Annotated in this window: 24 protein-coding genes and 2 tRNA genes; 12 read left to right on the top strand and 14 right to left on the bottom strand. The window is 65.6% G+C overall.

All coding sequences use genetic code 11. The features are described from left to right. Nucleotides 1-74: 74 nt before the first annotated feature. Nucleotides 75-1,091 (top strand): lysylphosphatidylglycerol synthase transmembrane domain-containing protein, encoded by a 1,017-nt coding sequence (locus NMQ09_RS07730; protein ID WP_255194016.1) that lies wholly within the window; start codon nt 75-77, stop codon nt 1,089-1,091. Nucleotides 1,092-1,093: 2 nt separating this feature from the next. On the opposite strand, the gene NMQ09_RS07725 is transcribed toward NMQ09_RS07730, so the two are convergent. Further along, nucleotides 1,094-2,155, bottom strand: coding sequence for an NAD(P)-dependent glycerol-1-phosphate dehydrogenase (locus tag NMQ09_RS07725; RefSeq protein ID WP_255194015.1), 1,062 nt, complete (start codon nt 2,153-2,155; stop codon nt 1,094-1,096). 155 nt (nt 2,156-2,310) lie between these two features. Between NMQ09_RS07725 and NMQ09_RS07720 the strand changes: the two genes are divergently transcribed. Then, on the top strand, nt 2,311-3,498 hold the full coding sequence (locus tag NMQ09_RS07720; RefSeq protein ID WP_255194014.1) for an MFS transporter: 1,188 nt from the start codon (nt 2,311-2,313) through the stop codon (nt 3,496-3,498). Nucleotides 3,499-3,751: 253 nt separating this feature from the next. After that, entirely contained in the window at nt 3,752-4,186 is a 435-nt protein-coding gene (locus NMQ09_RS07715) for a GIY-YIG nuclease family protein (RefSeq protein WP_255194013.1), read from the top strand. A gap of 5 nt (nt 4,187-4,191) precedes the next feature. Here the strand turns inward: NMQ09_RS07715 and NMQ09_RS07710 are convergent, their stop codons facing one another. Continuing rightward, a complete protein-coding gene (locus tag NMQ09_RS07710) occupies nt 4,192-5,007 on the bottom strand; it encodes a hypothetical protein (RefSeq protein ID WP_255194012.1) in 816 nt (271 codons plus the stop codon). Nucleotides 5,008-5,187: 180 nt separating this feature from the next. Here NMQ09_RS07710 and NMQ09_RS07705 point away from each other — a divergent pair, with 180 nt between their 5' ends. Both NMQ09_RS07705 and NMQ09_RS07700 read left to right on the top strand, forming a co-directional pair. After that, nucleotides 5,188-5,397: a hypothetical protein gene (locus NMQ09_RS07705; RefSeq protein ID WP_255194011.1), complete on the top strand. Its 210-nt coding sequence runs from the start codon at nt 5,188-5,190 to the stop codon at nt 5,395-5,397. After that, entirely contained in the window at nt 5,384-5,584 is a 201-nt protein-coding gene (locus tag NMQ09_RS07700) for a hypothetical protein (protein ID WP_255194010.1), read from the top strand. Before NMQ09_RS07705 ends, NMQ09_RS07700 begins: the two co-directional genes overlap by 14 nt. 30 nt (nt 5,585-5,614) lie before the next feature. Here NMQ09_RS07700 and NMQ09_RS07695 read toward each other — a convergent pair whose 3' ends face one another. The 11 genes from NMQ09_RS07695 to NMQ09_RS07645 all read right to left on the bottom strand — a co-directional run bounded on the left by NMQ09_RS07695 (nt 5,615) and on the right by NMQ09_RS07645 (nt 18,630). Beyond that, a complete protein-coding gene (locus NMQ09_RS07695) occupies nt 5,615-6,646 on the bottom strand; it encodes a glucosamine inositolphosphorylceramide transferase family protein (RefSeq protein ID WP_255194009.1) in 1,032 nt (343 codons plus the stop codon). 63 nt (nt 6,647-6,709) lie between these two features. After that, complete coding sequence (locus NMQ09_RS07690) at nt 6,710-8,170, bottom strand: flippase (protein WP_255194008.1); 1,461 nt, start codon at nt 8,168-8,170, stop codon at nt 6,710-6,712. 382 nt (nt 8,171-8,552) lie between these two features. Further along, complete coding sequence (locus NMQ09_RS07685) at nt 8,553-9,014, bottom strand: PQQ-binding-like beta-propeller repeat protein (protein WP_255194007.1); 462 nt, start codon at nt 9,012-9,014, stop codon at nt 8,553-8,555. A gap of 242 nt (nt 9,015-9,256) precedes the next feature. Next, nucleotides 9,257-9,868, bottom strand: coding sequence for a 30S ribosomal protein S7 (locus NMQ09_RS07680; protein ID WP_255194006.1), 612 nt, complete (start codon nt 9,866-9,868; stop codon nt 9,257-9,259). Between the two features lies 1 nt (nt 9,869). After that, the gene (locus tag NMQ09_RS07675) at nt 9,870-10,298 is read right to left on the bottom strand and encodes a 30S ribosomal protein S12 (RefSeq protein WP_086887596.1); all 429 of its coding nucleotides are present in this window, start codon (nt 10,296-10,298) and stop codon (nt 9,870-9,872) included. A 163-nt stretch (nt 10,299-10,461) separates the two neighbouring features. Further along, entirely contained in the window at nt 10,462-10,881 is a 420-nt protein-coding gene (locus NMQ09_RS07670) for a NusA-like transcription termination signal-binding factor (protein ID WP_255194005.1), read from the bottom strand. A gap of 6 nt (nt 10,882-10,887) precedes the next feature. Further along, nucleotides 10,888-12,072: a DNA-directed RNA polymerase subunit A'' gene (rpoA2, locus tag NMQ09_RS07665; protein ID WP_255194004.1), complete on the bottom strand. Its 1,185-nt coding sequence runs from the start codon at nt 12,070-12,072 to the stop codon at nt 10,888-10,890. Then, nucleotides 12,065-14,992 carry a DNA-directed RNA polymerase subunit A' gene (locus tag NMQ09_RS07660; protein WP_255194003.1) on the bottom strand — a complete coding sequence of 976 codons (2,928 nt, stop codon included), beginning with the start codon at nt 14,990-14,992 and terminating at the stop codon, nt 12,065-12,067. The genes rpoA2 and NMQ09_RS07660 overlap by 8 nt, the downstream gene beginning before the upstream one ends. A gap of 1 nt (nt 14,993) precedes the next feature. Further along, the gene (gene rpoB / locus NMQ09_RS07655; protein WP_255194002.1) at nt 14,994-16,823 is read right to left on the bottom strand and encodes a DNA-directed RNA polymerase subunit B; all 1,830 of its coding nucleotides are present in this window, start codon (nt 16,821-16,823) and stop codon (nt 14,994-14,996) included. A 1-nt stretch (nt 16,824) separates the two neighbouring features. Next, nucleotides 16,825-18,402, bottom strand: a complete 1,578-nt coding sequence (locus NMQ09_RS07650) for a DNA-directed RNA polymerase subunit B'' (RefSeq protein WP_255194001.1) — start codon at nt 18,400-18,402, stop codon at nt 16,825-16,827. Further along, nucleotides 18,403-18,630: a DNA-directed RNA polymerase subunit H gene (locus NMQ09_RS07645; protein ID WP_255194000.1), complete on the bottom strand. Its 228-nt coding sequence runs from the start codon at nt 18,628-18,630 to the stop codon at nt 18,403-18,405. It abuts the gene before it with no gap. A gap of 308 nt (nt 18,631-18,938) precedes the next feature. On the opposite strand from NMQ09_RS07645, the gene NMQ09_RS07640 reads away from it, so the two are divergent. From NMQ09_RS07640 to NMQ09_RS07610, 7 genes are all read left to right on the top strand, one after another. Continuing rightward, nucleotides 18,939-19,011, top strand: a tRNA-Asp gene (locus NMQ09_RS07640). A 390-nt stretch (nt 19,012-19,401) separates the two neighbouring features. Then, nucleotides 19,402-19,474, top strand: a tRNA-Asp gene (locus NMQ09_RS07635). Nucleotides 19,475-19,982: 508 nt separating this feature from the next. After that, nucleotides 19,983-20,276: a winged helix-turn-helix domain-containing protein gene (locus NMQ09_RS07630; protein ID WP_255193999.1), complete on the top strand. Its 294-nt coding sequence runs from the start codon at nt 19,983-19,985 to the stop codon at nt 20,274-20,276. A 51-nt stretch (nt 20,277-20,327) separates the two neighbouring features. After that, the gene (locus NMQ09_RS07625; protein WP_255193998.1) at nt 20,328-20,729 is read left to right on the top strand and encodes a hypothetical protein; all 402 of its coding nucleotides are present in this window, start codon (nt 20,328-20,330) and stop codon (nt 20,727-20,729) included. Nucleotides 20,730-20,891: 162 nt separating this feature from the next. Further along, a complete protein-coding gene (gene glmS, locus NMQ09_RS07620; protein WP_255193997.1) occupies nt 20,892-21,341 on the top strand; it encodes a methylaspartate mutase subunit S in 450 nt (149 codons plus the stop codon). 207 nt (nt 21,342-21,548) lie between these two features. Beyond that, nucleotides 21,549-22,604, top strand: a complete 1,056-nt coding sequence (locus NMQ09_RS07615) for a M48 family metalloprotease (protein WP_255193996.1) — start codon at nt 21,549-21,551, stop codon at nt 22,602-22,604. After that, a complete protein-coding gene (locus NMQ09_RS07610; RefSeq protein ID WP_255193995.1) occupies nt 22,601-23,782 on the top strand; it encodes an outer membrane protein assembly factor BamB family protein in 1,182 nt (393 codons plus the stop codon). The genes NMQ09_RS07615 and NMQ09_RS07610 overlap by 4 nt, the downstream gene beginning before the upstream one ends. A 21-nt stretch (nt 23,783-23,803) precedes the next feature. Here the strand turns inward: NMQ09_RS07610 and NMQ09_RS07605 are convergent, their stop codons facing one another. Further along, nucleotides 23,804-26,194, bottom strand: a complete 2,391-nt coding sequence (locus NMQ09_RS07605; protein ID WP_255193994.1) for a heavy metal translocating P-type ATPase — start codon at nt 26,192-26,194, stop codon at nt 23,804-23,806.

Raw genomic sequence — 26,194 nt, 5'->3', positions numbered from 1 at the left:
CGACGGACACCGGTGAGGCGAGCGAGGCCGTCGAAAAGCAGCGTACAAGCCGCTCGACTCCCTCTACGCTATCAATGCGTCTCCGCCAGGCCATTCCCGGCCTCGTCCTCGCGCTCGCGCTCGTCGGCCTGCTGGTCTACGGCGTCGGCTGGGAAGCGGTGCGTTCGAACCTCGAGCGAGCCGACCCGGCCGCGTTCGCCGCCGCGCTCGTCGCCGGTGGCGCGATCCTCGCCCTCCGAGGGGCGATCGTCCACCGGCTGCTCGAACCGGTCGACGGGGCTGCCCGGGGATGGTCGTTCGTCGTCGCGTTCCTCTCCGGCTACTTCGCGCGGAGTGCCCTGCCGTGGGGTCGGTCGGTTGGGACGCCGATTACCGCCTACCTGCTCGCGGCGAACTCCGACTCGGAGTTCGAGGACAACCTCGCGGTCGTCGCGACCGCCGAAGTGTTCGCCTTCCTCGCGTCGATCGTCGTCGCCCTCGTCGGGCTCTCGGTCTACGTGATGGGCGGCGACGTTCCGGGCGACCTCCTCACCAACCTGGGGCTCGTCGGCGGGGTCAGCATCCTCGTGATCGTCGCACTCGTGCTCGCCATCAGCCGGGGCTGGATCCAGCCGTTCCTGTTCGGGCTCGCCGCCAGCCTCGAGTCGCTCGCGGCCCGTCTCCCACGGCTCCCCGCGAGCGAGGGTGCACTCCAGGCTCGTCTCGAGGGATTTTTCACGACGCTCGAGCGGATCGGCGCGGCGCGCCGGACGCTGGCCGCCGCGTTCGCACTCGCGCTCGCGAGCTGGTTCGTCAACGCCCTCCCGCTGTACTTCGGGCTGCTCGCGCTCGGCGTCGACGTGCCGCTCGTTCTCGCGTTCGCGCTCGCGCCGCTGGCATCGTTCGGCGGCGTGATCCCACTTCCCGGCGGCACCGGCGGCATCGAGGCCGTCCTGACGGGGCTACTCGTCGCGACCGCGGGACTCACCGGCGATGTCGCCGCAGCCACGGCGCTGCTCTACCGGCTCTCGACGTACTGGCTCCACCTGACCGTCTGCGGGCTCGGTGCGCTCTACCTGTCGGCGACCGGTGGCCCCTCGATGGTCGAGTGAACTCAGGAGACGACGCCCGTTCGCTCGGCGACCTCTCGAGCCGCCCGTTCGTCCATCCCGTCGCCGAGGATCGTGTACCGGTCGCGAATCGCGTGACAGCTCGAGAGCGCCTCGATCACGGTGTCGTCGGCGAGGCCGAGGTCGGCCGCGGTCGTCGGGGCATCGATGTTGTCGAGGGCGTCCCGGATGTCCTGCCAGATTCCTCGGTCCCCGCCGTGGAGGTACGCGGTCATGATCGCCCCGACGCCGACCTGGTGGCCGTGTAACGCCGCGCCGGGGGCGAGCCGGTCGAGCTGGTGTGAGAAGAGGTGTTCGGCACCGCTGGCGGGTCTCGAAGAGCCCGCGATGCTCATCGCCACGCCCGAGGAGACGAGCGCCTTCGTGACGATCCAGGCGGACTCCTCGAGGCCGGGCCGGATGAGGTCGGCGTTGTCGACGAGGATCTCGGCGGTCATCTCCGCGAGGGCGGCGGCGTACTCGGAGTACTCGACGTTCTGCAGCCGGTGGGCGAGTCGCCAGTCCATCACCGCGGTGTAGTTCGAGATGATGTCCGCACAGCCCGCCGTCGTGAGCTCCCACGGGGCTTCCGCGAGGATCTCGGTGTCGGCAACCACCGCCAGCGGCGGTTCGGCCGCGACGCTGTGGCGGGTGTCACCCTCTGGAACCGAACCGCGGTTGCTGACGATGCCGTCGTGGCTCGCCGCCGTGGGCACCGAGAGAAAGCCCATTCCGAGGTGGTCGCTCGCCATCTTCGCGACGTCGATCGCCTTCCCACCGCCGATCCCAACGAGGTACGCCACCTCCTCGGCCTTGGCCGTCTCGATGACGGTCTCGACGGCCGAAAACCGCGCCTCCTCGATCGTGACGACCGCGGGGTCGACGCCCGCCGCCTGGAAGTCGGCGGCGATCGGATCGGCGGCGACCTCGCGTGGGGTAGGGCTCGTCACGAACAGCGGCCGGCCTCCGAGGTGAAGGTCGTCGACGACCTCGACGGTCCGCGACCGGACGCCGTGACCGACCACCACGTTCCGCGGGAGCCGAATCCACGTCGACTTCTCGAACATGTCTCTGAGAAGGAGTGCCGTGATATAAAGTCGTTCGCGTCGCCGGCGGCGACGGTTGCCGATTTCACGCGAGCCGTCGATCCGCGCTCGAGTGCCCTCGCCGGGATAGTGAGACACATTACTCCAGGGTGTGACCTCCCGAACGAACGTTCTCGATGAAAACCGTCGGCGTCAGATACGGGCCACACCTCGTCGCGTTCAGCATCGGCTACGTCGTCTTCTCCTACGCGTCGGTTCCGGGCGTCATCGTCGACGAGTTCGACGTCGGCTACACCGCCGTTGGACTGTTGATGAGCGCTGCGCTCGCGTCGTTCGTCGTCGTCCAGACGATCGGCGGCCGACTGGTCGACGACCGGCCGACGCTTCCGATCCTGCTCGCGATCGTCGTCATCAACGCTGCTCTCGCCGTCGTGCTCGACCTCGCTCCGTCGTTTACCTCGATCCTCGGACTCCGCGCACTCTGGGGACTCGTCGGCGGACTTGCGGTGACGGTCTGTGCGACCCAGCTTTCGCGGGTGTACGAGGGGCCGACCGCCACGTGGCACCAGGGGCTCAACGGCGCCATGTTCACGCTCGGCGGAGCGACGTCGTTCGTCCTGACTCCACCGCTCGTCGCACAGACGGGCTGGTTCGGCGTCCACGCAGTGGGCGCACTCGCGGCAGTTCCCGCGATCGTGGTGCTGTGGGGCGACCGCACTCGAGCGGATCGAACGGCACCGATCGGAACGTCGACGTCCGACGACGTCCGACAGCACGGCGAGAGCCGATCCACGGACGGCGGCCGACCGAGAGCCCGGTTTTCGACCCTTCGAAACCGCGTCGTGCTACTTGCAGCCCTCTGTAACGTCGCGACGCTCGGGGCGTACATCACGCTCGCGACGTTCGTCACGGCGTACTTCGACGACCTGGGAATCGTCGGCCCTGTCAGTGCGATCGCGCTCTTCGTGGCGGCACTCGGACGCGTCGGCGGCGGGATCGCCGTCCTCCGTCCGGACGTCGGCGATGGACGGGTGATCGCCGGGGCCGCAGGTGTCGGTGCGCTCGGATTGGTCACACTCACCGTCGTCGACGGTCCAGCACTCGTCGCGCTTCTGTTACTCGCCCTCGCGGCGGTGTCACTCCCCTTCGGTGCGATCTTCAAGACCACCGCGACGGCAACGTCACGCGACGCCACCGCGGTCGCGATCGTCGTCGCCGCCGGCAACGTCGCTGCACTCGTTCTCCCGGCGGTCACGGGCTGGCTCCGCGACGTGACCGGTGGATACGACGGCGCGTTCGTCCTGCTCGGCCTCCTCAACCTCGTGGCGGCCGCGGCAGGGCTCGCCATCGCGAGGCGTGACTGAGGTACCAACCGCGGCTGCCGTCGGTACGGCTTCGACTGCCGATCACGCGAACTCGATGAGTGGGGCAAACAGGCGGCCAGGTCGGGTCCCGGCGCGGTCGGCCGCACGCGTTCGGGCCGCAACCGGGCGATCGGTCAACGCATGGAGGTGCTGGCCGCGTCATCGGCAATAAACTCGAGGACGAGGCTGACTCGACGCTCGTCGGGCGGCCGAACTCGAAACTGTTGTGTGGATTCCAAAACGAGCGATCGGTATGACAACCGGCGGGACGTACGTCCTCGAGATCACCGTCTCCCATTCGATCACCGTCGAGGTTGGCGCGCTCGGACCCCTGACGTTCGCGGCCGACGCTTACGCCTACGTCGGCAGCGCGTTCGGGCCGGGCGGCTTCTCTCGGGTGGATCGACACCGCGAGCTGGCCCGTGGCGAGCGCGACGTCCGCCACTGGCACGTCGACTACCTGCTGGGACAGCCGGCGACGCGCCTCGAGGCGGTCGTGACCGTCCCGGGCGAGGATTGCGAGTGCGAGCTCGCGTCGACGCTCCCCGGCGAGCCGGTCGCGGGCTTCGGCGCGTCGGATTGCGACTGTGAGGCGCACTTGCTCGAGCTCGTGGACAGGGAGGCGTTCCACGAACGTTGCGATCGAGTCGGCGGTGGGCGGTCGATCGAGTTCGACCGATCCGGCTGAGATCCTCAGTACCGATCGTACCGGATCAGCTCGCGACGGATCGAATCGTACTCGCCGCGGTCGACGTGGTCGTAGACGACCGCCGAAGCGTCGAAAAAGAGCATCGACAGGAGTGATTCGAACGTCGTCCGCGTCGAATCGGAGCCATACACGTCCGCTTTGAGCTCCTCACACCGATCGACGTAGTAGTTCGGAAACGACCCCTCTTTATCGAAGACGCCGCGACAGACGAGGTGTGCCAGTTCGTCCGGCGGACTCGGCACGCGGAGTCCGTCCACGAGCCGCGACCGCTCGTAGAGCGCCTCCTCGACGCGCGGGTCGACCCGTATCTGCACACCGTTGAGCGGGGACGTGTACGCGAGGTGGTTCATCAGGTGGACCATCAGGTCGCCGTCGTACAGCTTCCGTTCGGCGTAGTGCTGGGCGACCTCCCCGTTGCCGTGGTCGACCCACCCCATCGTTCGTCTCACGTGCTCGACGAGCCGCCCCGGGTGGTTCGTCGCGAACGCGAGCGCGGCCCGTGGTTTCGACAGCCCCGTTCGGATCAGCTCCGAGAGGCCGTCCGTTGCGCTCGACTGAGCTTCGAATCCCAGGGCTTCGGCGCGCGCGATCGCCTCGGCGTAGTAGTCCGACCGGACGAGCACGTCGACGTCGCCACCGTGGACGTACTCGGGGAGCCCCCGATAATTTCGCGGAACGACGTATCCGATGTCAGCTTCCTCGAAGGCGCCGAACAACTCTTCGAGCTGTCGCTGTTCGCGTCCGGTGTACACCGTCCGTCGAACCCGATACTCGCGCCGCGGGGACGTATTGACGGCCATGACGTATCAGCCACGACATCGGTGGATCACTTGGCCTTTGTGTCGCGTCTCAGATCGGCAAAGTCAGTTCTCGAACTCGATCGGCGCCGAGCGGGAGTGGTGGGCTCCGGGTCTCCCCGAACTACGATCGATTGAGAATCGGCCATAGATTGATATGTCCGATCGTGGAACCGGTCGCGTATGAACGTCTTCGTCAGGGAACTGTCTCGAGCGTCGCTCGATTCGAGTCCCGACCGCTCGCCGACGAAGTTCGTCGTCGAGGACAACGTTGGAGAGGGGATCCACGTCCACTATCGAAACGTTCGGTTCGAGATGTCGATCGACGACTACCGAACGTTCGCGAACGAGCTCGCCGCCGCAGCGGAGGAGATCGATCGTGGGAGTCGTTGAGACGGTTCTCGCCGAGTTCGAGCTGTCCGACGGAACGAACTATCGCGTCGAGTACAACGAGGGTGGCGAAGTTCACGTCCACGTCGACTCGATGCGGGTCGACATGTCGGCCCGCGAGTTCCGGGAGTTCGCGTCGGTCGTCGAGGAGGGGGACGTGAAACTGGTGGCCGACAAGGAACTCGACTGAGATCGACGCCCCCTCGAGCCGACCGACGCGTCAGGGAGCGTCCGCGAGCGGGAGGGACGGCCCCTCGAGTACGCCGATCGACCACCGATCCTTGAAGAGCCACTTCCCCGTCGAGTCGCCGTCGACGGCCCACACCCACTCGCCGTCGACGCGCCGAGGATCGACGTGGTGCATCCGTCCGGCGTTCCAGCCGATCCATCCGTCGCCCTCGAGGATCGGCGAGCAGGGGAGTTCCCGGTCCGCATAGCTGTCGGGCGTCAGTTCGGTGAACTCGAACGCGCGGACGGCGTCGCCGTAGACGCGGTCGCAGTCCTGGAAGAAGAAGAGAACCCGGCCGTCCTCGACGAGCGGTCGGCCCGCGGGACGAGAGACCCGGTCGGGGCCGACGACGGGGTTTTCATCGTGTGCGTGCCACTCGGACGTCAGGAGGTCGTCGCTCCAGTGGACGAACAGCCCGGTGTCCTGGTGGCCGCCGACGAGCCACCACCGGTCGTCGTGCTCGAAGACGACCGTATCACCCATCCGATCGAGCTCGAGCAGCGTCCGCTCGTGCTCCCAGCCCGTCGGGAACGGCGCCGCCCGGTAGCAGTCGATCGTTCGCGGTCGCCCGGCGCGGCCGCCGGATTCGAGGAGCATCTGGTACTCGCCGTCGTGTTCGAAAACGAACGGGAACGAGAGGTGGCGATCTTCCTGCAACACGATGCCCTCGTACGTCCACGCTCGGCCGCGGCTCTCGCTCGTCGCGTGACCGATCACCGCGTCGGGCGTCCGATTCGGATTGTACACCTCGAAAAAGAGGTGCCACGTCCCGTCCTCGACGACGAGGAAGGGGTCCGCGACGAACTGACACCGACCGTAGTCGTCGACGTCGCGGGCGGTGATCGCCGGGTTTCGTCCCGCGGTTCGCCCGTGGACGACAGCGTGGAGGGACTCGAGGATGGCCTCGTCGCCGGGGACGTGACTGAACGCGCGGTGAAATCCCGCCGACAGCACCGCGGTGAGACCACGTTCGTGGTAGACGGCTCGAGCACGGGTTGTCAAACTCCGTCGATTCGTCGTCACAGTCGTCGTGAACGACATCGGTGGCGATGTATCTTGGTTCGTCTCTCACGCGCTGAATGTCGGTCAGAGCGCCGCCGCGAGCTCGTCCGGTTCGAGAAAGCCAGTGAGATACGAGAGTGCGGCCCAGGTGAGTGCACCGGCCAGGACGACGCCGGCGAGGGTGACGACGTCGACCACGTAGCTCACGAGCGAGACGATCAACAGGGTCATCAGGGCCGTGATGGCGAGGATCGTGAGCGTTTGCCGGGCCAGGTACCGGATTCGCAACGGGAACTCCGTCGAGATGACGTAGAGGTTGATGGCCGCGTAGAGGCCATAAGTGGTCACGGTCGCGACCGCCGCGCCGACGACGCCGAACTCGGGGATCAAGAGGACGTTCAGGACGACGTTCCCGACCGCCGTGACTCCTCGAGCGATCGCCCGGGTTCGAGCCCGACCGAGGAAGTCGAGGGCGCTACTGGTCACGTTCATCGCCGCCTGGAGGACGACGAAACACGCCAGGATCTGGAGGACGGGAACGGCCCCGAGGAAGCGGGGGCCGAACGTGTACTCGATCGCCGGTTCGGCGACGATGGCGATCCCCGCCGCGGCAGGCAGGTACAGCAAGAGGACGTAGACGAGCGTCGACTCGTAGACGCGGGCGGCCTCGACGAGTTCGTCGGCAGCCTTCCGGTTGCCGAACGTCGGCGAGACGGTGAATCCGAGCGCCGCCGCCGGCGCCTGGACGAAGGTGACGACCTGCTTGCTCACGACGTAGTAGCCCACCGCCGCGGGAGTGAGAAAGAAGCCGACGAGGATCGTATCGACCTGCTTGTCGAGCATGTCCGACCCGCGGGTGAAGACGATCGGCACGCTGTACCGGAGGATCCGTCCCCCGAGGCCGTCTTCGGCCCGGTCGGCCACCTCGTAGGCAGCCAGTTCCCGGTAGAGGTAGACGCCACCGAGACAGGCGGCGAGCGCCAGCGCGAGGACGTGGCCGACCAGTGCACCGAGTGCGTCAAAGCCCAGCAGGACGAGCGCGACGACGAAGCCCAGCTTCGCGACGGCGAGCGCCGCGACGACGTGTGAACAGCGGTGGATTCGCTCGAGTCCCTGCAAGAGCGTCCGGACGTAGGTGACGAACGTCGTGGCGACGACGAACGCGGCGCCGACGGCCAGCAGCGACGTGAGTCCGGGCTCGTCGAGGATCGCCGCGACGTACTCGTGAACGAGGAGCAACACGAGCGCGGTGGCGCTGCTCGAGACGAGGACGTACGCGACCGACTTGCGAACGACGTGGCGGATCTGTCCGGGGTCGGTCGCCCGATACTCGGCCACGTATCTGGCAGCCGACGTGGCGATGCCGAGGTTGCTGACGAAGACGACGACGGCGAACACCGAGAGCGCGAGGTAGAGCAACCCGTAGCCGTCGGGCTCGAGCGTCCGTGCGAGAAAGACCATGAGCACGGCTCCCGAGAGGGTCGAGACCAGCTGGCCCGAGAGCTCGGCTTTGAACCTCGACCCGATCGAGTCGAGCGCGGTCATGTGGCTGTGCGGAGACGGCGATCGATCACGTCACACACCGGGACGAGGTTGGCGATGAAGTCGGGCGGGCTCCGACAGTGGACGATCCGACGAGCGGAGATGCTCGTCGGAGTCGGCTCCGAATCGTATCGACGCTCGAGACGGTGTCCGGTCGACGACTCATACCTGGAGATGACTGTCGGCTCGTCTTTGTTATGCGACGGATAGCGACTGCCGAGTGGACGGCACGACCGGCCTGATCGGCGCTCGGGCACCCGTCCAAGCACGAATCGCTTACGGATAGGTCAGCTTTCGAGAGCGTGCGTACGCGCAGCCTACGATCGAGTAGTTCGCGGCGAACGGAGCGTGCGGTAGGAGTAGTTCGTGGTGAACGTGGCTCCGGCTACGAGGGGTGACGCTCGTCGCCCGAGTGGTCGCTCGAGTTCGCTCGACGAGCGAGCAGGTAGCCAGCGCCCCCCACGCTCGCGATCGTACCCAGAACACCCGGCCCAGGGAATTCGTCGTCAGTGGCGTCGGCTGTCTCGTTGGAATTGGCATCGCCTGTCGATTCGTCGACGCTGCCGACGTCGCCAGCGACCGCACCGATCTCCTCGTGGGCTTCCGCCCAGCCGTGGTGGTGGCCGAGCGTCCCGAGGCGCACGCGAGAGCCCCCACTCGAGCCGTCGACGCCGGCGTCGATCGCGTACAGCGACCCACCACTGGCGACGTAGACGGTCCCGTCGACGACCGTCGGCGCCGACGTCGCTCGTCCGTCCGTCTCGACCGTCCACTTGAGGTCGCCACCGGTCGTCTCGGCCGCGACGCTCGCCGTCGAGACCTGTCCGGTTACCGTTCCGATTCCCATGCACCGATCGCTCGGAGAACCGTTCGTCGCCGACTCGAGTCCATGCGCAGGCTCTGTATTCGTATCCTATATATGTTGGGTGGAACATTCGCCGGCCGAATTCCACAATCAGATGAGCCGTCGAACAGCCCGCGTCCCGGTTTGAAGTCAGTTACACCCGCGTGGTTCGGTCACGACTCACTAACCCGATAGCTCCTCGAGCGGGATCGACCGGAAAACGAAACCTCAAGCGAAACGACGAGTTAGCGTGCAGCAGCCGCGACGCGCTCTTTCTCCTCTTTCTGGCTGACTGCGTAGACGCTGACGTCGTAGTCGGCCGCGCGGACGAGCTGGTTGGCGATCGCCTCCTCGGCGGACGTCGCCGACTTGAACGAGTCGTTGTGGACGCCCTCGGCGATGAACTTAAGCGCCTGGTCGACGCGGCGCTGGGGAGCGACGTCGACGGCCTTCGGAACGGAGATACCACCGTACTTCAGGCGGACGGTCTCCTCCCGAGGGGCGGCGTTCTCGACGGCGCGGACAAGCACCTGCACGGGGTTTTCCTCGGTGCGCTCGTGAACGAGGTCGAACGCCTCGCGAACGAGGTTGAGCGTCTGCTGTTTCTTGCCCGTGTTCTCCTCGGTCTGCATCAGCCGGTTGATGAAGCGCTCGACGACCGAGATCTCGGACTTCTGGAACTGCTTGCTCGCGTGACGGCCTGCCGTGTGTGCGACCGGCGTCACGGAGAGGTAGCGTTCGGTCGAGGGGTCGCGGTACTCGATCTCGGAGACGTCCCACTTGCCAAAGAGCTTCGCAGTGAGGTCGCCGCCGCCGGCCGGTGCCTCGGGTTCGGGTTGGTCTTCGTCGGCACTCATGTTATCGCACCGGTTTCTCCGCGTTTCCGCGCACGAGTTCGAGCAGCGCAACGCCGTTGACTTTGTCGACCTTGTAGTTCACGCCGGAAAGGTCGCCCATCGCACGACCCTTCGCGCCACCGATCCCGGCGATGGTGACCTCGTCGTGCTCGTCGATGAACGAAATAGCGCCGTCACCGGGGCAGAACGCGGTGACCTGTTTGCCGTTCTTGATGAGCTGAACCCGGACGCACTTTCGGATCGCCGAGTTGGGCTGTTTTGCCTCGATACCCACCTTTTCGAGAACGATACCTCGAGCCTGTGGGGCACCCTCGAGTGGGTCGGACTTCTCGCGAAGGCCCCGGGCACGGCGCGCGTAGTCCGAGTCGGACCACCGCTGGTTCTGGCGGTCCTTCTTGAGCTTGCGCGCGGCGTATTTGCCGTTTGCCATAGTACCCGTGGCTATCCGACGAAGGCACTTAAGCACCCCGTTTCCGCCGGGGCGTTACGGCCCGAGAGCGCTCGAGGAGGGGCAACGAAGGAATCTGAGGCCGTTTCGTGTCCGGAGAAACGCTCTCGAGCGGTCGGTGATGACCCGATCAGTCGTTCGACGATCAGATCAGCTGGATGTCGTCGATCCCGAAGTGGCGTTCTGCGAGCGTACGCGCGGCCTCGATCGTTCGCCCCTCCGCCCCGATGGCGACGCCGCGGTCCTCGCTCGCAACCTCGACGTAGGCGACGGTGTCACGGTTCTCGCTGATCGTGACGTTGTACACCGCCGCGGGCGAGAGGGCGTTCGCGACGAACTCGGCGGCGATCTCGGCGTCCTCGACGAGCCGCACTGGCTGACCGATCCGCTCTTCGAACGCCTGGACGTGCCGACCTCGGGGGCCGATCGCCTGGCCCAGCCCACCTCGAGCGACGACGACGAGGAGCCGGTCGGCCTCCTGGACGCAGTCGACGCCGTTCGCACCCGTCACCTCCTCGAACAGTGTGAGGTGACGACGGGCCACGTCCGAGAGCGTGATGCCCATCCGCGATCAGTCCGAGCTGCTGGTCGTCGACCCCATCCGGAGGTCGACGTCGCCAGTGCCGAGCTTGATCGGCTTGCCGACGATGACGTTCTCGGTGACGCCGTTTAATTCGTCGACTTCGCCGTGAATCGCGGCGTTGAGCAGGTGGTTGACCGTCACCTCGAACGCCGCCCGCGCCAGGACGGAGTCCTTCGAGCCGGAGATGCCGTGGCGGCCGATAGACTCGATCTCGCCGTTGGTCGTCATCATGTCGGCGACGAGCATCAGGTGACGGACGTTCACGTCGTCGAGACCCTGCTCTGCGAGCGTGTTGTTCGTCTCCTCGATGATCGCTTCGCGGGCGGCCTCGATGCCGAGGTTGCGGTGGATCTCGTGGATGTTGTTCGTCGTCGATCGCGTGGCGTCGACGCCCTCGATCGAGAGGACGTCGCCGAAGGCCGATCCCTCGGTGTAGAGGACGAACTCTTCGCTCCCGTCGTCCATCTCCTCACGTCGGATGACGACCCGGGTGACCTCTTCGATCCCTTTGAACGTGATGTCACGGAGCTCCTCGACCAGCTGGAGCAGGTCACGGTAGGAGGGCTCTTCGGGCCCGAACTCGACGGTCGTCCCCTGCTGGATCGTCTTCACGCCGAGGTTGTCCTCGATGATCTCGGCAACCTCCTCGGCCGTGATCATCCGCTCTTCTAAGGTATCCCGATTGAGCGAAATCTGCACGCGCATGTCCGCGACGTTCGTCGAGACGTCACCCAGCGCGAGGATCTTCGTGGCTTCGATCTTCCAGACGACCTCGTGCGCTCGCTCGCGTTCGGTCGCGTACTCGTCTTCTAAGTAGACCGTCATCATCGGCGTGTCGGGCGTCTTCCGGGCGTCCACGAGCTCGATGAGCCGTGGCAGGCCCTGGGTGACGTCGATCTCGGCGACCCCCGCGTAGTGGAACGTGTTCATCGTCAGCTGCGTCCCCGGTTCGCCGATCGACTGGGCGGAGACGGTCCCGACGGGATCCAGCGGGTCGATCCGCGTCTCGATGTACTGGCTCTCGACGGCGCGAACGATCTCGTCGGTCTGCTCGAGCGTCGGCTCGCGCTCCTCGATCGTCTCGTAGACGCGTTCTCTGAGCCGGAGAGGCAGTTCGGTGTCCTCGACGAGAGCGATTACGTCGTCGTCCACGTCGTAAGCGACGTCAGTCATCGGAGGTCACCTCCGGGCGCTCGGTAACACGACGGCTATCGGCGTGCTCGGAGAGGTTCGTCGGCTTGGGTTTCGGATCGAGGAACTCGGCCTTTTCCTCCTCGGAGTCGAACTCCGCCTCGATGATCCGGTCGGCGATCCCCTCGACGTCGACGTCGTGTTCTGCTTTCGAGGAGACTTTCACGGGCGAGGTGCCGTCCTCGCCGAACTCGAACTGGACGATCGTGTCGCTCGTATCGCGGACGGTGCCGTCGTACTGCGTCTCGAGTTCCGACAGCGCGTTGATCAGCCGCCGCTGGAGGTAGCCGGACTTCGACGTCCGAACGGCCGTGTCGACCAGCCCCTCGCGGCCACCCATCGCGTGGAAGAAGAACTCCTTGGGAGTGAGCCCGCCCGTGTAGGAGTTCTCGACGAAGCCGTGAGCCTCCGCGGAGAGGTCGTGTGGCTTGTAGTGGCTGAGCGTGCGGTTCTCGTAGCCGCGGTTGATCCGCTCACCACGAACTGCCTGCTGGCCGACACAGCCAGCCATCTGGGTCAGGTTGAGCATCGAGCCACGCGCACCGGACTCGGCCATGACCACAGCCGGGTTGTCGTCGTCGAAGTGCTCCTCGGCGATGTTCCCCGCATTGTCACGCGCACGGCTCAGCGTCTGCATGATCTTCATCTCGAGCGTCTCGTCGAGCGTCCGTCCCGGCAGCGACTCGAGTTCACCCCGTTCGTAGGCCTCGATCAGTTCCTCGACGCGGTCGTTGGCGTCCTCGATCGTCTCGTCGATGCGTTCCTGGGCCTCCTCGGGGATCGTCTCGTCGTCGATACCAATCGAGAACCCGAAGTGCATGATCGCGCGCATCGCGAGCGTCGAGACCTCGTTGATGAAGATCCGGGCGCGGGTGTTGCCGTACTCCTTCGTGATCCGGTCGACGATCTCGCCGCCGAACTCGCCGACCTCGTCCTCGGCGATCGTTCCATCGACGAGCTGGCCGTCCTCGATGATCACGTCTTCGCCGACGGTCCCGGTGAACTCGAGGTTCATGTCCTCGGGCAACAGCTCAGAGAAGACGTCCCGGCCGGTCCAGAACGGCTCGTCCTCGTCGTCGATCCCGCTGGGTTCGGGCAGTTCGTCGATCCGGGTCGCCCGCAGGAGGTCGAGCGCCTGCGTCTCGTTGAACCGTGGGTTGTCGTGAGTGAGCAGGTAGGTGCCCGAGATGTGGTCCTGGATCGCGCCGATGATGTTCTCACCGAAGCGCGGGCTGAGGATCTGTTCCTGAACGCGCATCAGGACGCGCGCCTCGGCGCGGGCCTCCTCGTTCTGGAGGGCGTGCATGTTCATCTCGTCGCCGTCGAAGTCGGCGTTGTACGGCGGACAGACGACGGTGTTCAGCCGGAACGTCTTGTACGGCATGACCACGACCTCGTGGGCCATGATCGACATCCGGTGCAGCGACGGTTGGCGGTTGAAAATGATGATGTCGCCGTCGATGAGGTGGCGGTTCACCTCCCAGCCGGGTTCGACCTTCTCCGAGAGTTCCTCGCAGTTCTTCTCGGTCACCTTGAGCCGTCGACCGTCGGGTCGACGGACGTAGTTCGCACCGGGGTGGGCTTCGGGGCCGTTCCGGACGTACCGGCGGGCGTCCATCACGTTCCGCTCGGTGACGTTCATCGTCTGGGTCATCTCCGCGGCGACCCGATCCGGGACGCCAACCTCGTTGAGCGAGAGCGTCGGGTCCGGCGAGATCACGGTCCGTGCGGAGAAGTTGACGCGCTTCCCCGAGAGCGAGCCGCGGAACCGGCCCTCCTTGCCCTTCAGTCGCTGGCTCAGGGTCTTCAGCGGCCGGCCGGAGCGGTGGCGCGCCGGCGGCGTGCCGCTGATCTCGTTGTCCATGAACGTCGTCACGTGGTACTGCAGCAGCTCCCACAGGTCCTCGATGATCAGCTGGGGCGCCCCCGCCTCGCGGTTCTCCATGAACCGCTGGTTGATCCGGATGATGTCCACGAGCTTGTGCGTGAGGTCGTCCTCGCTGCGCTGCCCGTTGTCGAGCGTGATCGACGGGCGGGCGGTCACCGGTGGCACCGGCAGGACGGTGAGGATCATCCACTCTGGACGGGAGTTCTCGGCGTCGATTCCGAGCGCCTCGATGTCCTCGTCGGGGATCGCCTCGAACCAGTCCCGGATGTCGGAGGGCATCAGCTTGTTCGTGTCCTCCTCGGTGAGGTCGATGCCGAGTGCCTTCTCGATCTCCTTGCGCTGACTCTCACGCGGACGGAACGATCCCGAGAGGATCTCGTTGATCCGGCTGAGTTCGATCCCCGTCTGCGCGGCGAGTTCGTCCGGCGTCGTCCGCTCGCCATCTTCGCCACCCTGCATCGCTGCGGCGATTCGCTGGGAGTACTCGCTCGTGAGGACTTGCTGGACCTCGTAGTACGTCGTCGGCTTCTCGTGTTCGATGTCGTACTGGATCTCGCCACAGTGTGGACACCGATCTTTCTTTCGCGCCTGCCGGATCGCCGCCTTCAGCACGTCGTTGACGTCTCGGCCGAGTTTGCGCGCGTTCTCGAGTTCAGCTCGGAACTCATCTTTCTCCTCTTCGGTCAGCAGCAGCCGCGAACACTCCCGGCAAGTCCCCCGCAGCAGCCGCCGGATGAGCTTCGTGAAGCCGACGTGGATCACCGGCGCGGCGAGTTCGATGTGCCCGAAGTGGCCCGGACAGGCACCGGAGTGCTGCCCACAGGTTTTACACTCGAGGCCGGGGTCGATCACGCCGAGTCGGGGGTCCATGAGCCCCATGTCGATGGGGAAGCCGTCGTCGTCGTAGGTGTCGGCCGTGATGATCTTCGTCGCGCTCATCTCCCGGTACTCCTCGGGCTCCATGAGCCCGAAGTTGATCGATCCGATGTCTTTGGGTGTCGTGTTTCGAAGCATCTTATACGGCGTCCTCCAGTTCGAGTCGCGGCGCGATTCCGAGCGCTTTCATCTCGTCGAGCAAGAGCTTGAACGCGTAGCTCATCTCGACCTCGTGGATGTCCGTCTCCTCGCCGCAGTTCGGACAGTACACCCGGCGCTGCTCGACGTTCTCGGTGGCGGTCATCCCACAGCTGCCACAGATGTGGATGAACTCGCGGTCGGACTCGTCGAGCAGGCGTTCTTTGAGCGTCATCGCTGCCCCGTGGCCGATGAACACGTCGCGTTCCATCTCCCCGATCCGCAGCCCACCCTCGCGGGCGCGACCCTCCGTGGGCTGACGGGTCAGCACCTGCACCGGCCCGCGAGAGCGGGCGTGCAGCTTGTTCGAAACCATGTGGTACAGTTTCTGGTAGAAGATCACGCCCACGAAGATCTCGGCCTCGATCTTCTCACCGGTCACGCCGGAGTACATGACCTCTTTCCCGGCGGAGTTGAAGCCGGCCTCCTCGAGGCCGCCTCGCAACTCGTCTTCGTCCTCGCCGAGGAACGGCGTGCCGTCGACGCGCCGGCCTTCCATCGCACCGAGTTTGCCGCCGATCATCTCCAAGATGTGCCCGACGGTCATCCGCGACGGCAGCGCGTGCGGGTTGACGACGAGGTCCGGCACGACGCCCTCCTCGGTGAATGGCATGTCCTCTTGCGGGGCGAGGTGGCCGATGACTCCCTTCTGGCCGTGGCGGGATGCGAACTTATCGCCGAGTTCCGGGATTCGCTCGTCGCGCACGGAGACCTTCGAGAGTTTCGAGCCGTCCTCGCCTTCCATCAGGGTGACGGTGTCGACGACCCCCGACTCCCCGGAGCGCATCGTCACCGACGTCTCGCGGCGCTTCTGTGGCGACAGCCCGCCCATGTCGTCGGGTTCCTCCAAGAATCTGGGCGGCGAGGTCTTTCCGAGCAGCACGGAGTTCTCGTCGACCACCGTCTCGGGGTTGACGAGGCCGTCCTCGTCGAGGTGGGTGTACGCTTCCTCGCCGCGGGCCCCGCGAACGTCCTGGCTCGGGATCTCGAAGCGGTCCTCCTGACCGCCGGGGTAGCGCCGTTCCTCACCCTCGTAGGTACGGAAGAAGTGCGACCGGGCGAGCGCGCGCTCGACCGACGCCTTGTTCATGACGAGCGCGTCCTCGATGTTGAACCCCTCGTAGCTCATCACGGCGACGACGAAGTTCTGGGCGGCAGGCCGATCGTCGAAGCCGATCTGCTCGGTCGTCTGGGTCTTGACCATCGACAGCTGCGGGTAGTGCAGCAGGTGCTGGCGCGTGTCCGGTCGAATTCGGTAGTTCGCAGCGGGCAGGCCCAGCGACTGCTTGATCATCCCTGCCCCCATCGTAATCCGCGGGCTCGCGTTGTGCTCCGGATAGGGGATCATCCCCGCACCGATCCCGAAGATGAGCTGCGGATCGATCTCGAGGTGTGTGTGATCCTCGGTGAGCTCGTCCTCGTCGACGGCGACGTAGATGTCCTCTTCTTCCTCGGCGTCGATGAACTCGATGTAACCGTGGGAAACGAGGTCCTCGAACTCGAGGTCGCCGTCCCGAAGGGCCTCGATCTCGGCCTGGGAGATACGCGGCTCGCCGTCCTCGACGACGAGCAGTGGGCGGCGCGCCCGGCCCGCGTCGGCGTTGACGATCACTTCGCGCGTGCGCTCTTTCACCGAGACGTTTACCATCTCGCTGACGTCTCCGATTCGTCGTGCTTCGCGGATCTGTTCGGCCAGTTCGTGCGGATCTGGGTGGGTCCCCACCAGCGACCCGTTTACGTATACTTTGGCTTCTCGCTGTTGACTACTCATCTCAGTCGTCCCCCGTAGCTCGGGTAGTCGTACTCTCGAGGCCCGGAATCCCCTGGACCCCCATCGATGCCAGTTCGCGTTTCAGCTGCTGTTCGTCCTCGACGTTCTGGGAGAGCTCCATCGCCTGTGCGAAGTTCTTCACCAGTCCACAGTTCGGCCCCTCCGGAGTCTCGGAGGGACAGATGCGACCCCACTGGGTCGCGTGCAGGTCGCGCGCCTCGAAGTGAGGCTGGGAGCGAGAGAGCGGCGAGCGCAGGCGACGCAAGTGTGACAGCACGCCCATGAAGTCCGTCCGATCGACCAGCTGCGAGACGCCGGAGCGACCGCCGACCCAGTTTCCGGTGGCGATCGGGTGCTCGAGTCGCTCGGTGAGCACGTCAGAGCGGACGACCGTGTTCACCGACAGCGTCCGGTTACGCATGTTGGCGCGCTCGAGCTGGTACTTGACGTCGCGTGCGAGCTTGTTCAGCGCCGTCCGGAAGAGGTCTTTCATCAGGTCGCCCGAGACCTTCAGGCGCTTGTTCGCGTAGTGGTCTTTGTCGTCGGATTCGCGTCGTCCAAGCGCGAGTTCGAAACACGCCTCGGCCATCCGACAGAGGTAGTGAGCCTTGTTGATCCGGACGTCCTCCTCTTCGACACCTTCCTCGTGGAGATGCGGCAGAAGATAGCGGTCGATCACGTAGTTCGCCCGCTTGAGCTGGTAGTTTTTCCCCTGGCCGCTGGCGACCCGCTTTCCGAGCGCCTCGATGGCCTCCTCGGTCGTCTGCACCTCGGCTTCCTCTAAGTTCTCGAGCATGTACTTGACGACCTCGGGGTCGTTCGAGACTCGGTGGACGATCTCCTCGTCGGACTCGAGCCCCAGCGCGCGCACGAGCGTAACGAAGTTGATGCTGCCGGAGACGGAGGGGAACGAGACCTCGAGCAAGCCGTTCCGGGTCCGCTCACAGAGCACGAGCGCGCGGTAGCCCCGGCGCTGGCTGAACGTTTTGGCGACCTGGATCTCGTCGCCGTACTTGGTGTCGTACTCCGCCAGAATCTTGTTCGGCGCGAGATCCTCCGAGGTCATCAGCACGCGCTCGGAGCCGTTGACGATGAAGTAGCCGCCGGGATCGGCGGGGTCCTCGCCGATCTCGATGAGCTCCTCGTCCGAGAAGCCCGCGATGTTACACTTCTCCGAACCCACCATGATCGGCATCCGGCCGATCTTCGTCTCCGTCGAGTCGACGACGCGTTCGTCGCCTTCCTCGCCTTTGACGATAGACATCTCCATGAAGACTGGCGCGGAGTAGGTGATGTTCCGAAGCCGGGCCTCCTGGGGATAGAGCAGCTCCTCGGAGCCGTCGGCCTCCCGAACCCGGGGGGTCACGACCCGGACGTCGCCCAGTTCGACGTACACCGGCTCTTCGCCTTCTTTGTCGCCGATGTCCGTGTCGATCGTCGCCTTCTCGTCGACGACCTCCTGCATCCCCCGGTTGAGAAACGCGTTAAACGACCGATAGTGGTGTTCTGCGAGCCGTTCTTTCGAGAAGTACTCCCGGGATATATCACGTCGTTTCGATCGGTCCATTGCTGTGTCCATTTATTCTACCACGAGGCGGTATACGACCGCCTGCTCTGTCGTTCGTGAGTCTCGAACGATCTCGATAACGTCGCCGACCTCTGCCTCGTCGGGCAAGGCAGCGTCGGTCCGTTTGATCTTTGGCAAGTCGGTACGGTCGATGTTGTACTCTTCGAGCACTTCCTCGAGGGACTCCTCCTCGAGGACGGTGTGCTCTGGAACGAGTTCGTGTTGGCTTACGTCTACCATGTGTCGGTGTCGTTGGCTAACGGGGGAGAAGTGGCTGTCACGAGATACTACAGGGACGTACCGGCGGCAGGCATTTAACGGTTACTAACTCGAGCCGGTTGCACCGCTAACCGGCCGGGCGGTCCTGACCGGGATACCCATTCACACTCGAAGGTAGCCCACTCTCGTATATATCCCTTGTGGAGAATGACGTGTGGTATCAGGAGACGGTGATGCGACTCGAGCGTCGTTCGTGGCCCGGTTCGACGTACCACACGCACCCCGATTGGAAAGTCTTAATACGCCAACTCGGCAACGAAGAATTGCAAGCCCGGGTGGTGTAGTGGCCCATCATACGACCCTGTCACGGTCGTGACGCGGGTTCAAATCCCGCCTCGGGCGTTTCTCGGAATCCAAACCCGTGAGCGACCGGTCTTACCGGTCGCGAACATCCGAATTTCGAGACACGGACACAGCGGGATTTGAGCCCTGCCAGTCGCGCGCAGCGAACGACGTGAGCGAGCACGTCTGGCTCCGGTTCAAATCCCGCCTCGGTCGTTTCTTCGATTTCAACTCCGTGAGCGATCGGGCTCCTCGGTCACAGAGATCCGAGTTTCGAGAAATCCTGATGTGGGGCGTGGATCTGATCGAGGTTCTGCGGACCAATCAGTACGCCGTGTAGGTTGACATATTCTTGCTCTCACGGTTCGACTCGAGTTGAATCGTTGTTGAGCGTTGAAAAATTCGATTACGGAAGTCTTAATACGCCAACTCGGCAACGAAGAATTGCAAGCCCGGGTGGTGTAGTGGCCCATCATACGACCCTGTCACGGTCGTGACGCGGGTTCAAATCCCGCCTCGGGCGCTTCCTCGAAATTCAACTCCGTGAGCGACCGGTTTTGCCGGTCGCGAACATCCGAATTTCGAGAACCGCTGATAAGGGATTTGAGCCCTGCCAGTCGCGCGCAGCGAACGGAGTGAGCGAGCACGTCTGGCTTCGGTTCAAATCCCGCCTCGGGCGTTTCTCGAGAAACAACACGACGAGCGAAGCGAGTCGCTGTTTCTCGAAAAACCGCACAGCGGATTTGAACCCTGGAAGTCGCAGCCCGCGAGGCCGGAGGCCGAGTGGGACCGTCTTCCTTCGGTTCAAATCCCGCCTCGGGCGTTTCTCGGAATCCAAACCCGTGAGCGACCGGTCCCACCGGTCGCACGCGAACTCTCGCGTGCATCGTTCAACATATCAAACACGAAGTCCATAACTCGAGGGCCCTGCCGGAGGCGACGAGTAACGAGGGAGCGTTCTCGGCTACTGTCAGTGCCGCTACTGTTGTAAGGCTCAACTTTTATGCTACTGGGAGTTTTCGAATCGTAGTATGGAAGAGAGTGACGGTGAAGATATTGCCGACCTGCCACCGAGTGCGAAACTCGTATTCAAAGTGCTCGAGTACGACGGGCCGCTGACGCAGAAACAGATCGTCGAGGAGTCGATGCTGTCGGCACGAACGGTGCGGTACGCACTCGAGCGACTCGGAAACATCGGAATTGTCGACGAGGACATCTACTTTGCGGACGCGCGACAGAGTTTATATCGGATCCCCGAGCCCGTGACGGCGGACGGTGGCGTCGACGACTCGTGTCCGAACGAAGACGCCTGCTGCGCGGAGTAACGGACGGTCGAGAACGGCAGGATTATTTTCTCTCGGTGAACGAGAACGGGCATGGATACGGAGACGTTACCCCGGTGGGGCTGGCTGCTCATCGGTCTCTTTATCGCGATGATCGTCGGCCAGCTGCTCAACCACCTGCTGTTGTTCCCCTGGGGGTTGCCCGAAGCGTATCAGGTGGTCACGATTATCACCCTGATGGCACCCGTGATCGTCTACATGCGCGTCTGGTTCGACGGACACAGACAGCAGTACCGGGAGCACTCGAGGGCGCGAATCGCCGGCGACGTCGGGTTCGTGCTCCTCGGCACGATCGTGGGCTCGTCGATCGCACTCGTCGCCGTCGTCGACACGGGCGTTCCCACGATGCTTGCGGATCTGATCGCGATGGCCGTCGGCTTCGTCTTCGCCTGGGTGCTGTTCTGGTGGCGAAACGTCGACATCTATCGCGATTGACGAGCACTACTCGTCAGAGGACGGTTACGGAATCTGATTATCACTCGATTTGCCCGTGAGCCACTCCCTTACGACGTTACCTGCGGTCCCCGATACGCGCCCCCACCCTAATTATGAATCATTAGGTTTATGTAGTCCATGTTCTTTCGTGAACGTACTTACATGGCGACGAAAGTCATCCTCGGTGTGATCGGATCCGACGCCCACGTCGTTGGGATCACGATTCTGGAACAGGCGCTGTCGGCGAGCGGATTCGACGTCGTCAACCTCGGCATGCAGACCTCCCAGGAGGAGTTCGTCGAGGCCGCAGCGGCCCACGACGCCGAGGCGATCCTCGTCTCCTCGCTGTACGGCCACGCCAAGCAGGACTGTGAGGGGTTCCACGAACGGATCGAGGAAGCCGATCTCGACGTCGTCACGTACATCGGTGGCAACCTCGCAGTCGGACAGGACGACTTCGCCGAGACCCGGGCGTTCTTCCGCGAGCTCGGGTTCGACCGCGTCTTCGACTCGAAGACCGACCCCGAGGAGGCGATCGCCGCCCTGCGGGCGGACTTCGATCTCCACTCGAGCGAGGACGAACGGGAACGGACGCCCTCGCTCAGCGCCTGATACGAACTGCTGTCGTCAGCTCCCGGCGCAGTCGCGAACCGTCCCCGATCGCGCCGGTCACTCGGTACAGCAATCCGTACGAGCCACCACTGTGCACCGAGTTGCTGTCTTTATCGAAGAATTTACTTCTAGACCGACCGTACCATTCGGTAACCGAACGCGACGCCTACTCGCCGTCGTCTCCGCCCCGCTCGAGCCCGCCCTCACATGTTCGACACTCGCCTCGCTCGACTCGAGCCCGACCGCGAGCTTCGCGTCCGGATGGTCCTCGCGCTCGCGCTCGTGGTCGCGCTCCCGTTCGCGTTCGTCTACACCTTCGTCTTCCTCGCGAACACCGTCGGGATCGCGCTGCTCGAGTGGGCGAACGAGCGTCCGTATCACGGCGAATTCTACGTCGATCCGCTCGTGCTCTCGGTCGTCGTCCTCGGTGGGCTCGCTGTCCAGTATCGGTACGGACCGACGGCGGTGCTCGACTCCGTCGGCGCCCGTCGCGTTTCCGAGACCGAGTATCGGGAGCTCCACGCGAGGGTGACCCGACTCGCCGCACAGGCCGACGCGCCGACGCCCGACGTGGCGGTGATCGACACCGAGTTGCCGAACGCGTTCGCGGTCGGCACCGCGGAGTCGGGAACCGTCGTGGTCTCGACTGGGTTGCTCGAGTTGCTCTCCGACGCCGAACTCGAGGCGGTCCTGGCACACGAGGTCGCCCACCTCAAGAACCGTGACGCGAGCCTGATGACTGTCGCGTGGCTGTTGCCGACGCTCACCTACTACCTCGCGATCGCCGCCTTCTACGTCCTCTACGGGCTGTTCCGACTGCTCGGCGCCGGTGCCGGCGGCTCGAGCGGCGGGAGCCGGGACGGCCGGGGGATCGCAGTCGTGGTCGTCGTGATCGTCGTCTGTGCCGTCCTCACGCTCACCGTCTCGGCGATGTTCTGGGTCGGGAGCGTCCTGCTGTATCAGGTGCTTTCCCGACAGCGCGAGTACGCCGCCGACCAGGCCGCCGCCAAGCTGACCGGTTCGCCCGGCGCGCTCGCGAGCGCACTCGAGAAGATCGACGAGACGATGCCGGAGGTGCCGGACGAAGACCTCCGAAAGTACGACGGTGGTGCGGAGGCGCTCTACCTCGCCCCGCTCGAGTCGCGGGCGTTCGGCTCGAAGGAGCTGATCAGCACCGACATCTTCCCGAACACGCATCCACCGACGGAGGCGCGGATCGAGCGACTGCGGGAGCTCGCCAGAACGGGGGTGCACGCGGTGTGACCGATCGGTTCGGACGCAGGCGGCTGCTGGCCACCGTCGGAACGGGGCTCGCGGCCGGGTTCGCGGGCTGTGGCTACCAGCCCGGGGCCGGCGAACTCGAGTGGACGGAACGGGTCGGAAGCGGCGGGATACCGGGGCGGTCCGGGGACCGACGGTGGTTCGCCGCCCGCGACCGCCTCGTCGCGATCCAGAACCGGAGCGGCCGGACGCACGACTTCGACGCCGGTCGGTGGGTCGACGTCCGCGACGCCCGCGTCACCGTCTACGATGCGGCCGGCGAGGGGCGGAGCGTGACGACCGACGCCCAGTGCGACGGCGAGCCCGCCCTGACGGCCGACGGCATCTACGTTCCGCTCGAGGACGGCGACGTGACGGCCCTCGAGTGGCCCGACGAGCGCGAGGAAACCGAAGCCGACGAGAACGCGACGCGGTGGACGGCAGGCCGTGAGGGAGACCCCCTCGAGCTGGTCGCTGGCGACGGCCTCGTGGTCGGCGTCCACGACGACGGACTCCTCGCGTTCGACGCTGGTTCAGGCGACCGGCTGCTCGAACTGTCGTTCGAGGAGCGCTCGTTCGACGGCGTCACGGACGTCACCGTCGCCGGCGGTTCTATCTGGCTGAGCACCGATGGAGACGAGCCGACCCTCTCCCGCCTCGACGCCAACGGGGACGAGCGGACGGCGCACTCGCTCCCGTCGGATCCCCAGTGGCTCGAGCCGGTCGATAACGGCGTGCTCGTCGGCCTCGAGCCGGCCGGCGACGGCGTCGTGTGGGGCGTCGACGAGGCGGGCGAGCGGTGGGTCACGCTCGAGGCCGGCGGCCGAATCCGCGAGCCGCCGATCGTCGTCGATGACCGTCTGTATCTCGCTTCGGGCGGGGAGTTGCTGGCCGTCGACGTCGCGAGCGGCGAACGCGCGTGGATGCTCGAGTCGTCGTTCTTCGGCGAGATCGTCGCCGACCAGGAAGGGGTCTACGGGCGCCGCCGAGGCGTGGGCGGTGCCGAGTGCGGACTCGTCGCGGTCACGACGGCGGGCGAAGAACGGTGGGCGGCCACGCTCCCCGACGACGTCGGCTGTTCGGGCGATCTCTTCTTGCTCGAGGATCGCCTCGTCGTCGTCGATGGGGGCGAGCTGTACGGGTTCCGACGGGAGGCCGGTCGTCGGTTCACGGTCACGTGAGCCGAAGCGTCGCCCCTTTGCTCACCGCTTCGGCCCGAGCGACCGCGAGGAGTTGAGCACGACGAGGGTACTGCTCGTGGCCATCGCGACGGCGGCGAGGAAGGGGTTGAGCAGGCCGGTGATCGCCAGCGGGATGGCGATGGCGTTGTAGACGAACGCCCAGCCGAGGTTCTGGCGGATGCGGCGGTGTGTTCCCCCGGCGATCTCGAAGGTCTCGGCGACCGAGCCGAGGTCGTCGGAGACGATGACGGCGTCGGCGGCGTCGGTGGCGAGTTTCGTGCCGCTCCCGAGGGCGATGCCGACGTCGGCGGCCGCCAGCGCGGGTGCGTCGTTGCTTCCATCGCCGACCATCGCGACGGTCCCGCGCGAGCGCAGGCGGCGGACGGTCTCGGCTTTGGCCTCCGGCGGGACGCCCGCGAACACCTCGTCGACGCCGTCGACGTCGCGGAACCGATCCGCGGCCGCGCCCTCGTCGCCGGTGATGACGACGATCTCGCGGCCACGGGAGAGGGTTTCGACGGCGTCTTTCCACTCCTCGCGCGGGGCGTCGCCGACGACGATCACGCCGCGGGCGCAGCCGTCCCAGCCGACGACGACGGGGACGTCGCCGTCGTCCCGTACAGCCGCGATCCGCTCTGCGAGCGAGTCGGGGATCGTGAGGTCGCGTTCGCGAAGCAGGTCGGGATGGCCGACGACGACGCGGTCGCTGTCGACGACGCCCGTGACGCCCCGTCGGTCGCGCTCGAAACCGTCGACGTCGACGCCCGTCTCGGGGGCGTACTCGGCGATGGCGGCGGCGATGGGGTGTTCGGAGAGCCGTTCGACGGCCGCGGCGCGTCGGAGGAGGTCGTCGGGGTCGTTCCCGTCGTCGGCGAACACTCCCTCGACGGACATCGAGCCTTCCGTGAGCGTCCCCGTCTTGTCGAGGGCGACGACGTCGACCTCGGGGGCGTCCTCGAAGATCGTCTCGGCGGCGACGACGATGCCGCGTCTCGCGGCCGACTGGACGCCCGAGGCGATCGCGAGCGGCGTCGCGAGCCCGAGCGCGCAGGGACAGGAGACGATCAGGACGGTGAGTCCGACGAGTAACGCCGCCGTGACGCCCGCCCCGGTGACCAGCAGCCACGCGGTCACGATCGTCGCGACGACGAGCACCAGCGGGACGAAGATCGTCGCGAGTTTGTCGGCCAGCCGCTGGACGCCCGGCCGCGAGCTCTGGATCGTCCAGAGGAGCTCGATGAGCCGGTCCAGCGTGCTCTCGGCGTCCTCGCCGACTTCGACGACCAGCGGCGCGTCAGTGACGACCGTTCCGCCTCGCACCGGATCACCCGGCACTTTGCCCACGGGAAGGGACTCGCCGGTGACGAGCGACTCGTCGACGGCGGCTTCGCCCTCGAGCACCGTCCCGTCGAGGGGGACGCGTTCGCCGGCTTTGACCAGGAGCCGTTCTCCGGGCCCGATCTCACCGACTGGAACGGTCTCGCCGTCGTCGGCGCGTCTCGCCTCCTCGACCTGGCTCTCGGTGAGTTCCGAGAGGAGGCCCGCAGCGCGGCGCTTGACGACGCCCTCGTAGTAGGTCCCGCCAGTCACGACGAGGATGATCGCGACCGAGACGTCGAAGTAGAGGTCGGTCCGTCCGGCGACCATCGCGAGCGTGCTGTAGGCGTAGGCGGCGAGCGCCGCGACTGACACCAGCAGGTCCATGTTGGGCATCCCCGCTCTGAGGCTCACGTACGCCCCGCGGAGGATCGGATAGCCGGTGTAAAACAGCACGAACGAGGTGAACAGCCAGATCTGGGAGAAGATGTAGAGTCGGTCGTAGGTTCCGAACTCGACGATCGGATCGTAGCCGAAGTAGGTGGGGTACAGAAAGAGGACGTACCACAGCATCACCATCATCCCGAACATGCCGCCGCCGGCTAAGAACTTCACCAGGGCGGCTTCGGGCGGTTCGTCGTCGTCACCTGCGCCGCGCTCGCGCGCGATGTATCCAAATCCGGAGAGGACGTCGGGTAACTGCGTCTGGTCGACGGCGTCCGGATCGTAGACGAGTCGGACGGCGTCGCTGGCGTAGCTCGCTTCCGCGGCGTGGATCCCCTCGACCGTCGTCGCCCGCCCCTCGAGGAACGCCTCGCAGGTCGCACAGTGCATGCCGTCGACGGCGAAGAAGGCGGTCTCGCCCTCGACGTCCTCGAGGTCGGTCCCCTCGTCCTCGAGCGCCGCTTCGATCGCCTCGGCTTCGTCGCCCTCGACGTCGCCGAGCGCGCGCTGGACCTCGAGACAGCCCCGACAGCAGAAGGCGCCGTCGACGTCGGGGTCGGTGATCGGCACCTCGGGGACCGGGAGGTCACACAGCGAGCAGCCTCGAGCGGTGCGGTCGTCTCCTGGAACCTGTTGGGTGTCCTGACTCAT

The organism is Natronobeatus ordinarius (assembly GCF_024362485.1).
Taxonomy (GTDB): Archaea; Halobacteriota; Halobacteria; order Halobacteriales; family Natrialbaceae; genus Natronobeatus; species Natronobeatus ordinarius.
Note: the sequence above shows the minus strand (reverse complement) of the source record. Positions and strands in the feature narration are given on the sequence as shown.

Bases quoted from the DNA above. Each gene is read 5' to 3' on its own strand.
- NMQ09_RS07730 (WP_255194016.1), top strand. From the start codon at position 75: ATGCGTCTCCGCCAGGCCATTCCCGGCCTCGTCCTCGCGCTCGCGCTC.
- NMQ09_RS07725 (WP_255194015.1), bottom strand. From the start codon at position 2,155: ATGTTCGAGAAGTCGACGTGGATTCGGCTCCCGCGGAACGTGGTGGTC.
- NMQ09_RS07720 (WP_255194014.1), top strand. From the start codon at position 2,311: ATGAAAACCGTCGGCGTCAGATACGGGCCACACCTCGTCGCGTTCAGC.
- NMQ09_RS07715 (WP_255194013.1), top strand. From the start codon at position 3,752: ATGACAACCGGCGGGACGTACGTCCTCGAGATCACCGTCTCCCATTCG.
- NMQ09_RS07710 (WP_255194012.1), bottom strand. From the start codon at position 5,007: ATGGCCGTCAATACGTCCCCGCGGCGCGAGTATCGGGTTCGACGGACG.
- NMQ09_RS07705 (WP_255194011.1), top strand. From the start codon at position 5,188: ATGAACGTCTTCGTCAGGGAACTGTCTCGAGCGTCGCTCGATTCGAGT.
- NMQ09_RS07690 (WP_255194008.1), bottom strand. From the start codon at position 8,170: ATGACCGCGCTCGACTCGATCGGGTCGAGGTTCAAAGCCGAGCTCTCG.
- NMQ09_RS07685 (WP_255194007.1), bottom strand. From the start codon at position 9,014: ATGGGAATCGGAACGGTAACCGGACAGGTCTCGACGGCGAGCGTCGCG.
- NMQ09_RS07680 (WP_255194006.1), bottom strand. From the start codon at position 9,868: ATGAGTGCCGACGAAGACCAACCCGAACCCGAGGCACCGGCCGGCGGC.
- NMQ09_RS07675 (WP_086887596.1), bottom strand. From the start codon at position 10,298: ATGGCAAACGGCAAATACGCCGCGCGCAAGCTCAAGAAGGACCGCCAG.
- NMQ09_RS07670 (WP_255194005.1), bottom strand. From the start codon at position 10,881: ATGGGCATCACGCTCTCGGACGTGGCCCGTCGTCACCTCACACTGTTC.
- rpoA2 (WP_255194004.1), bottom strand. From the start codon at position 12,072: ATGACTGACGTCGCTTACGACGTGGACGACGACGTAATCGCTCTCGTC.
- NMQ09_RS07660 (WP_255194003.1), bottom strand. From the start codon at position 14,992: ATGCTTCGAAACACGACACCCAAAGACATCGGATCGATCAACTTCGGG.
- rpoB (WP_255194002.1), bottom strand. From the start codon at position 16,823: ATGAGTAGTCAACAGCGAGAAGCCAAAGTATACGTAAACGGGTCGCTG.
- NMQ09_RS07650 (WP_255194001.1), bottom strand. From the start codon at position 18,402: ATGGACACAGCAATGGACCGATCGAAACGACGTGATATATCCCGGGAG.
- NMQ09_RS07645 (WP_255194000.1), bottom strand. From the start codon at position 18,630: ATGGTAGACGTAAGCCAACACGAACTCGTTCCAGAGCACACCGTCCTC.
- NMQ09_RS07630 (WP_255193999.1), top strand. From the start codon at position 19,983: ATGGAAGAGAGTGACGGTGAAGATATTGCCGACCTGCCACCGAGTGCG.
- NMQ09_RS07625 (WP_255193998.1), top strand. From the start codon at position 20,328: ATGGATACGGAGACGTTACCCCGGTGGGGCTGGCTGCTCATCGGTCTC.
- glmS (WP_255193997.1), top strand. From the start codon at position 20,892: ATGGCGACGAAAGTCATCCTCGGTGTGATCGGATCCGACGCCCACGTC.
- NMQ09_RS07615 (WP_255193996.1), top strand. From the start codon at position 21,549: ATGTTCGACACTCGCCTCGCTCGACTCGAGCCCGACCGCGAGCTTCGC.
- NMQ09_RS07605 (WP_255193994.1), bottom strand. From the start codon at position 26,194: ATGAGTCAGGACACCCAACAGGTTCCAGGAGACGACCGCACCGCTCGA.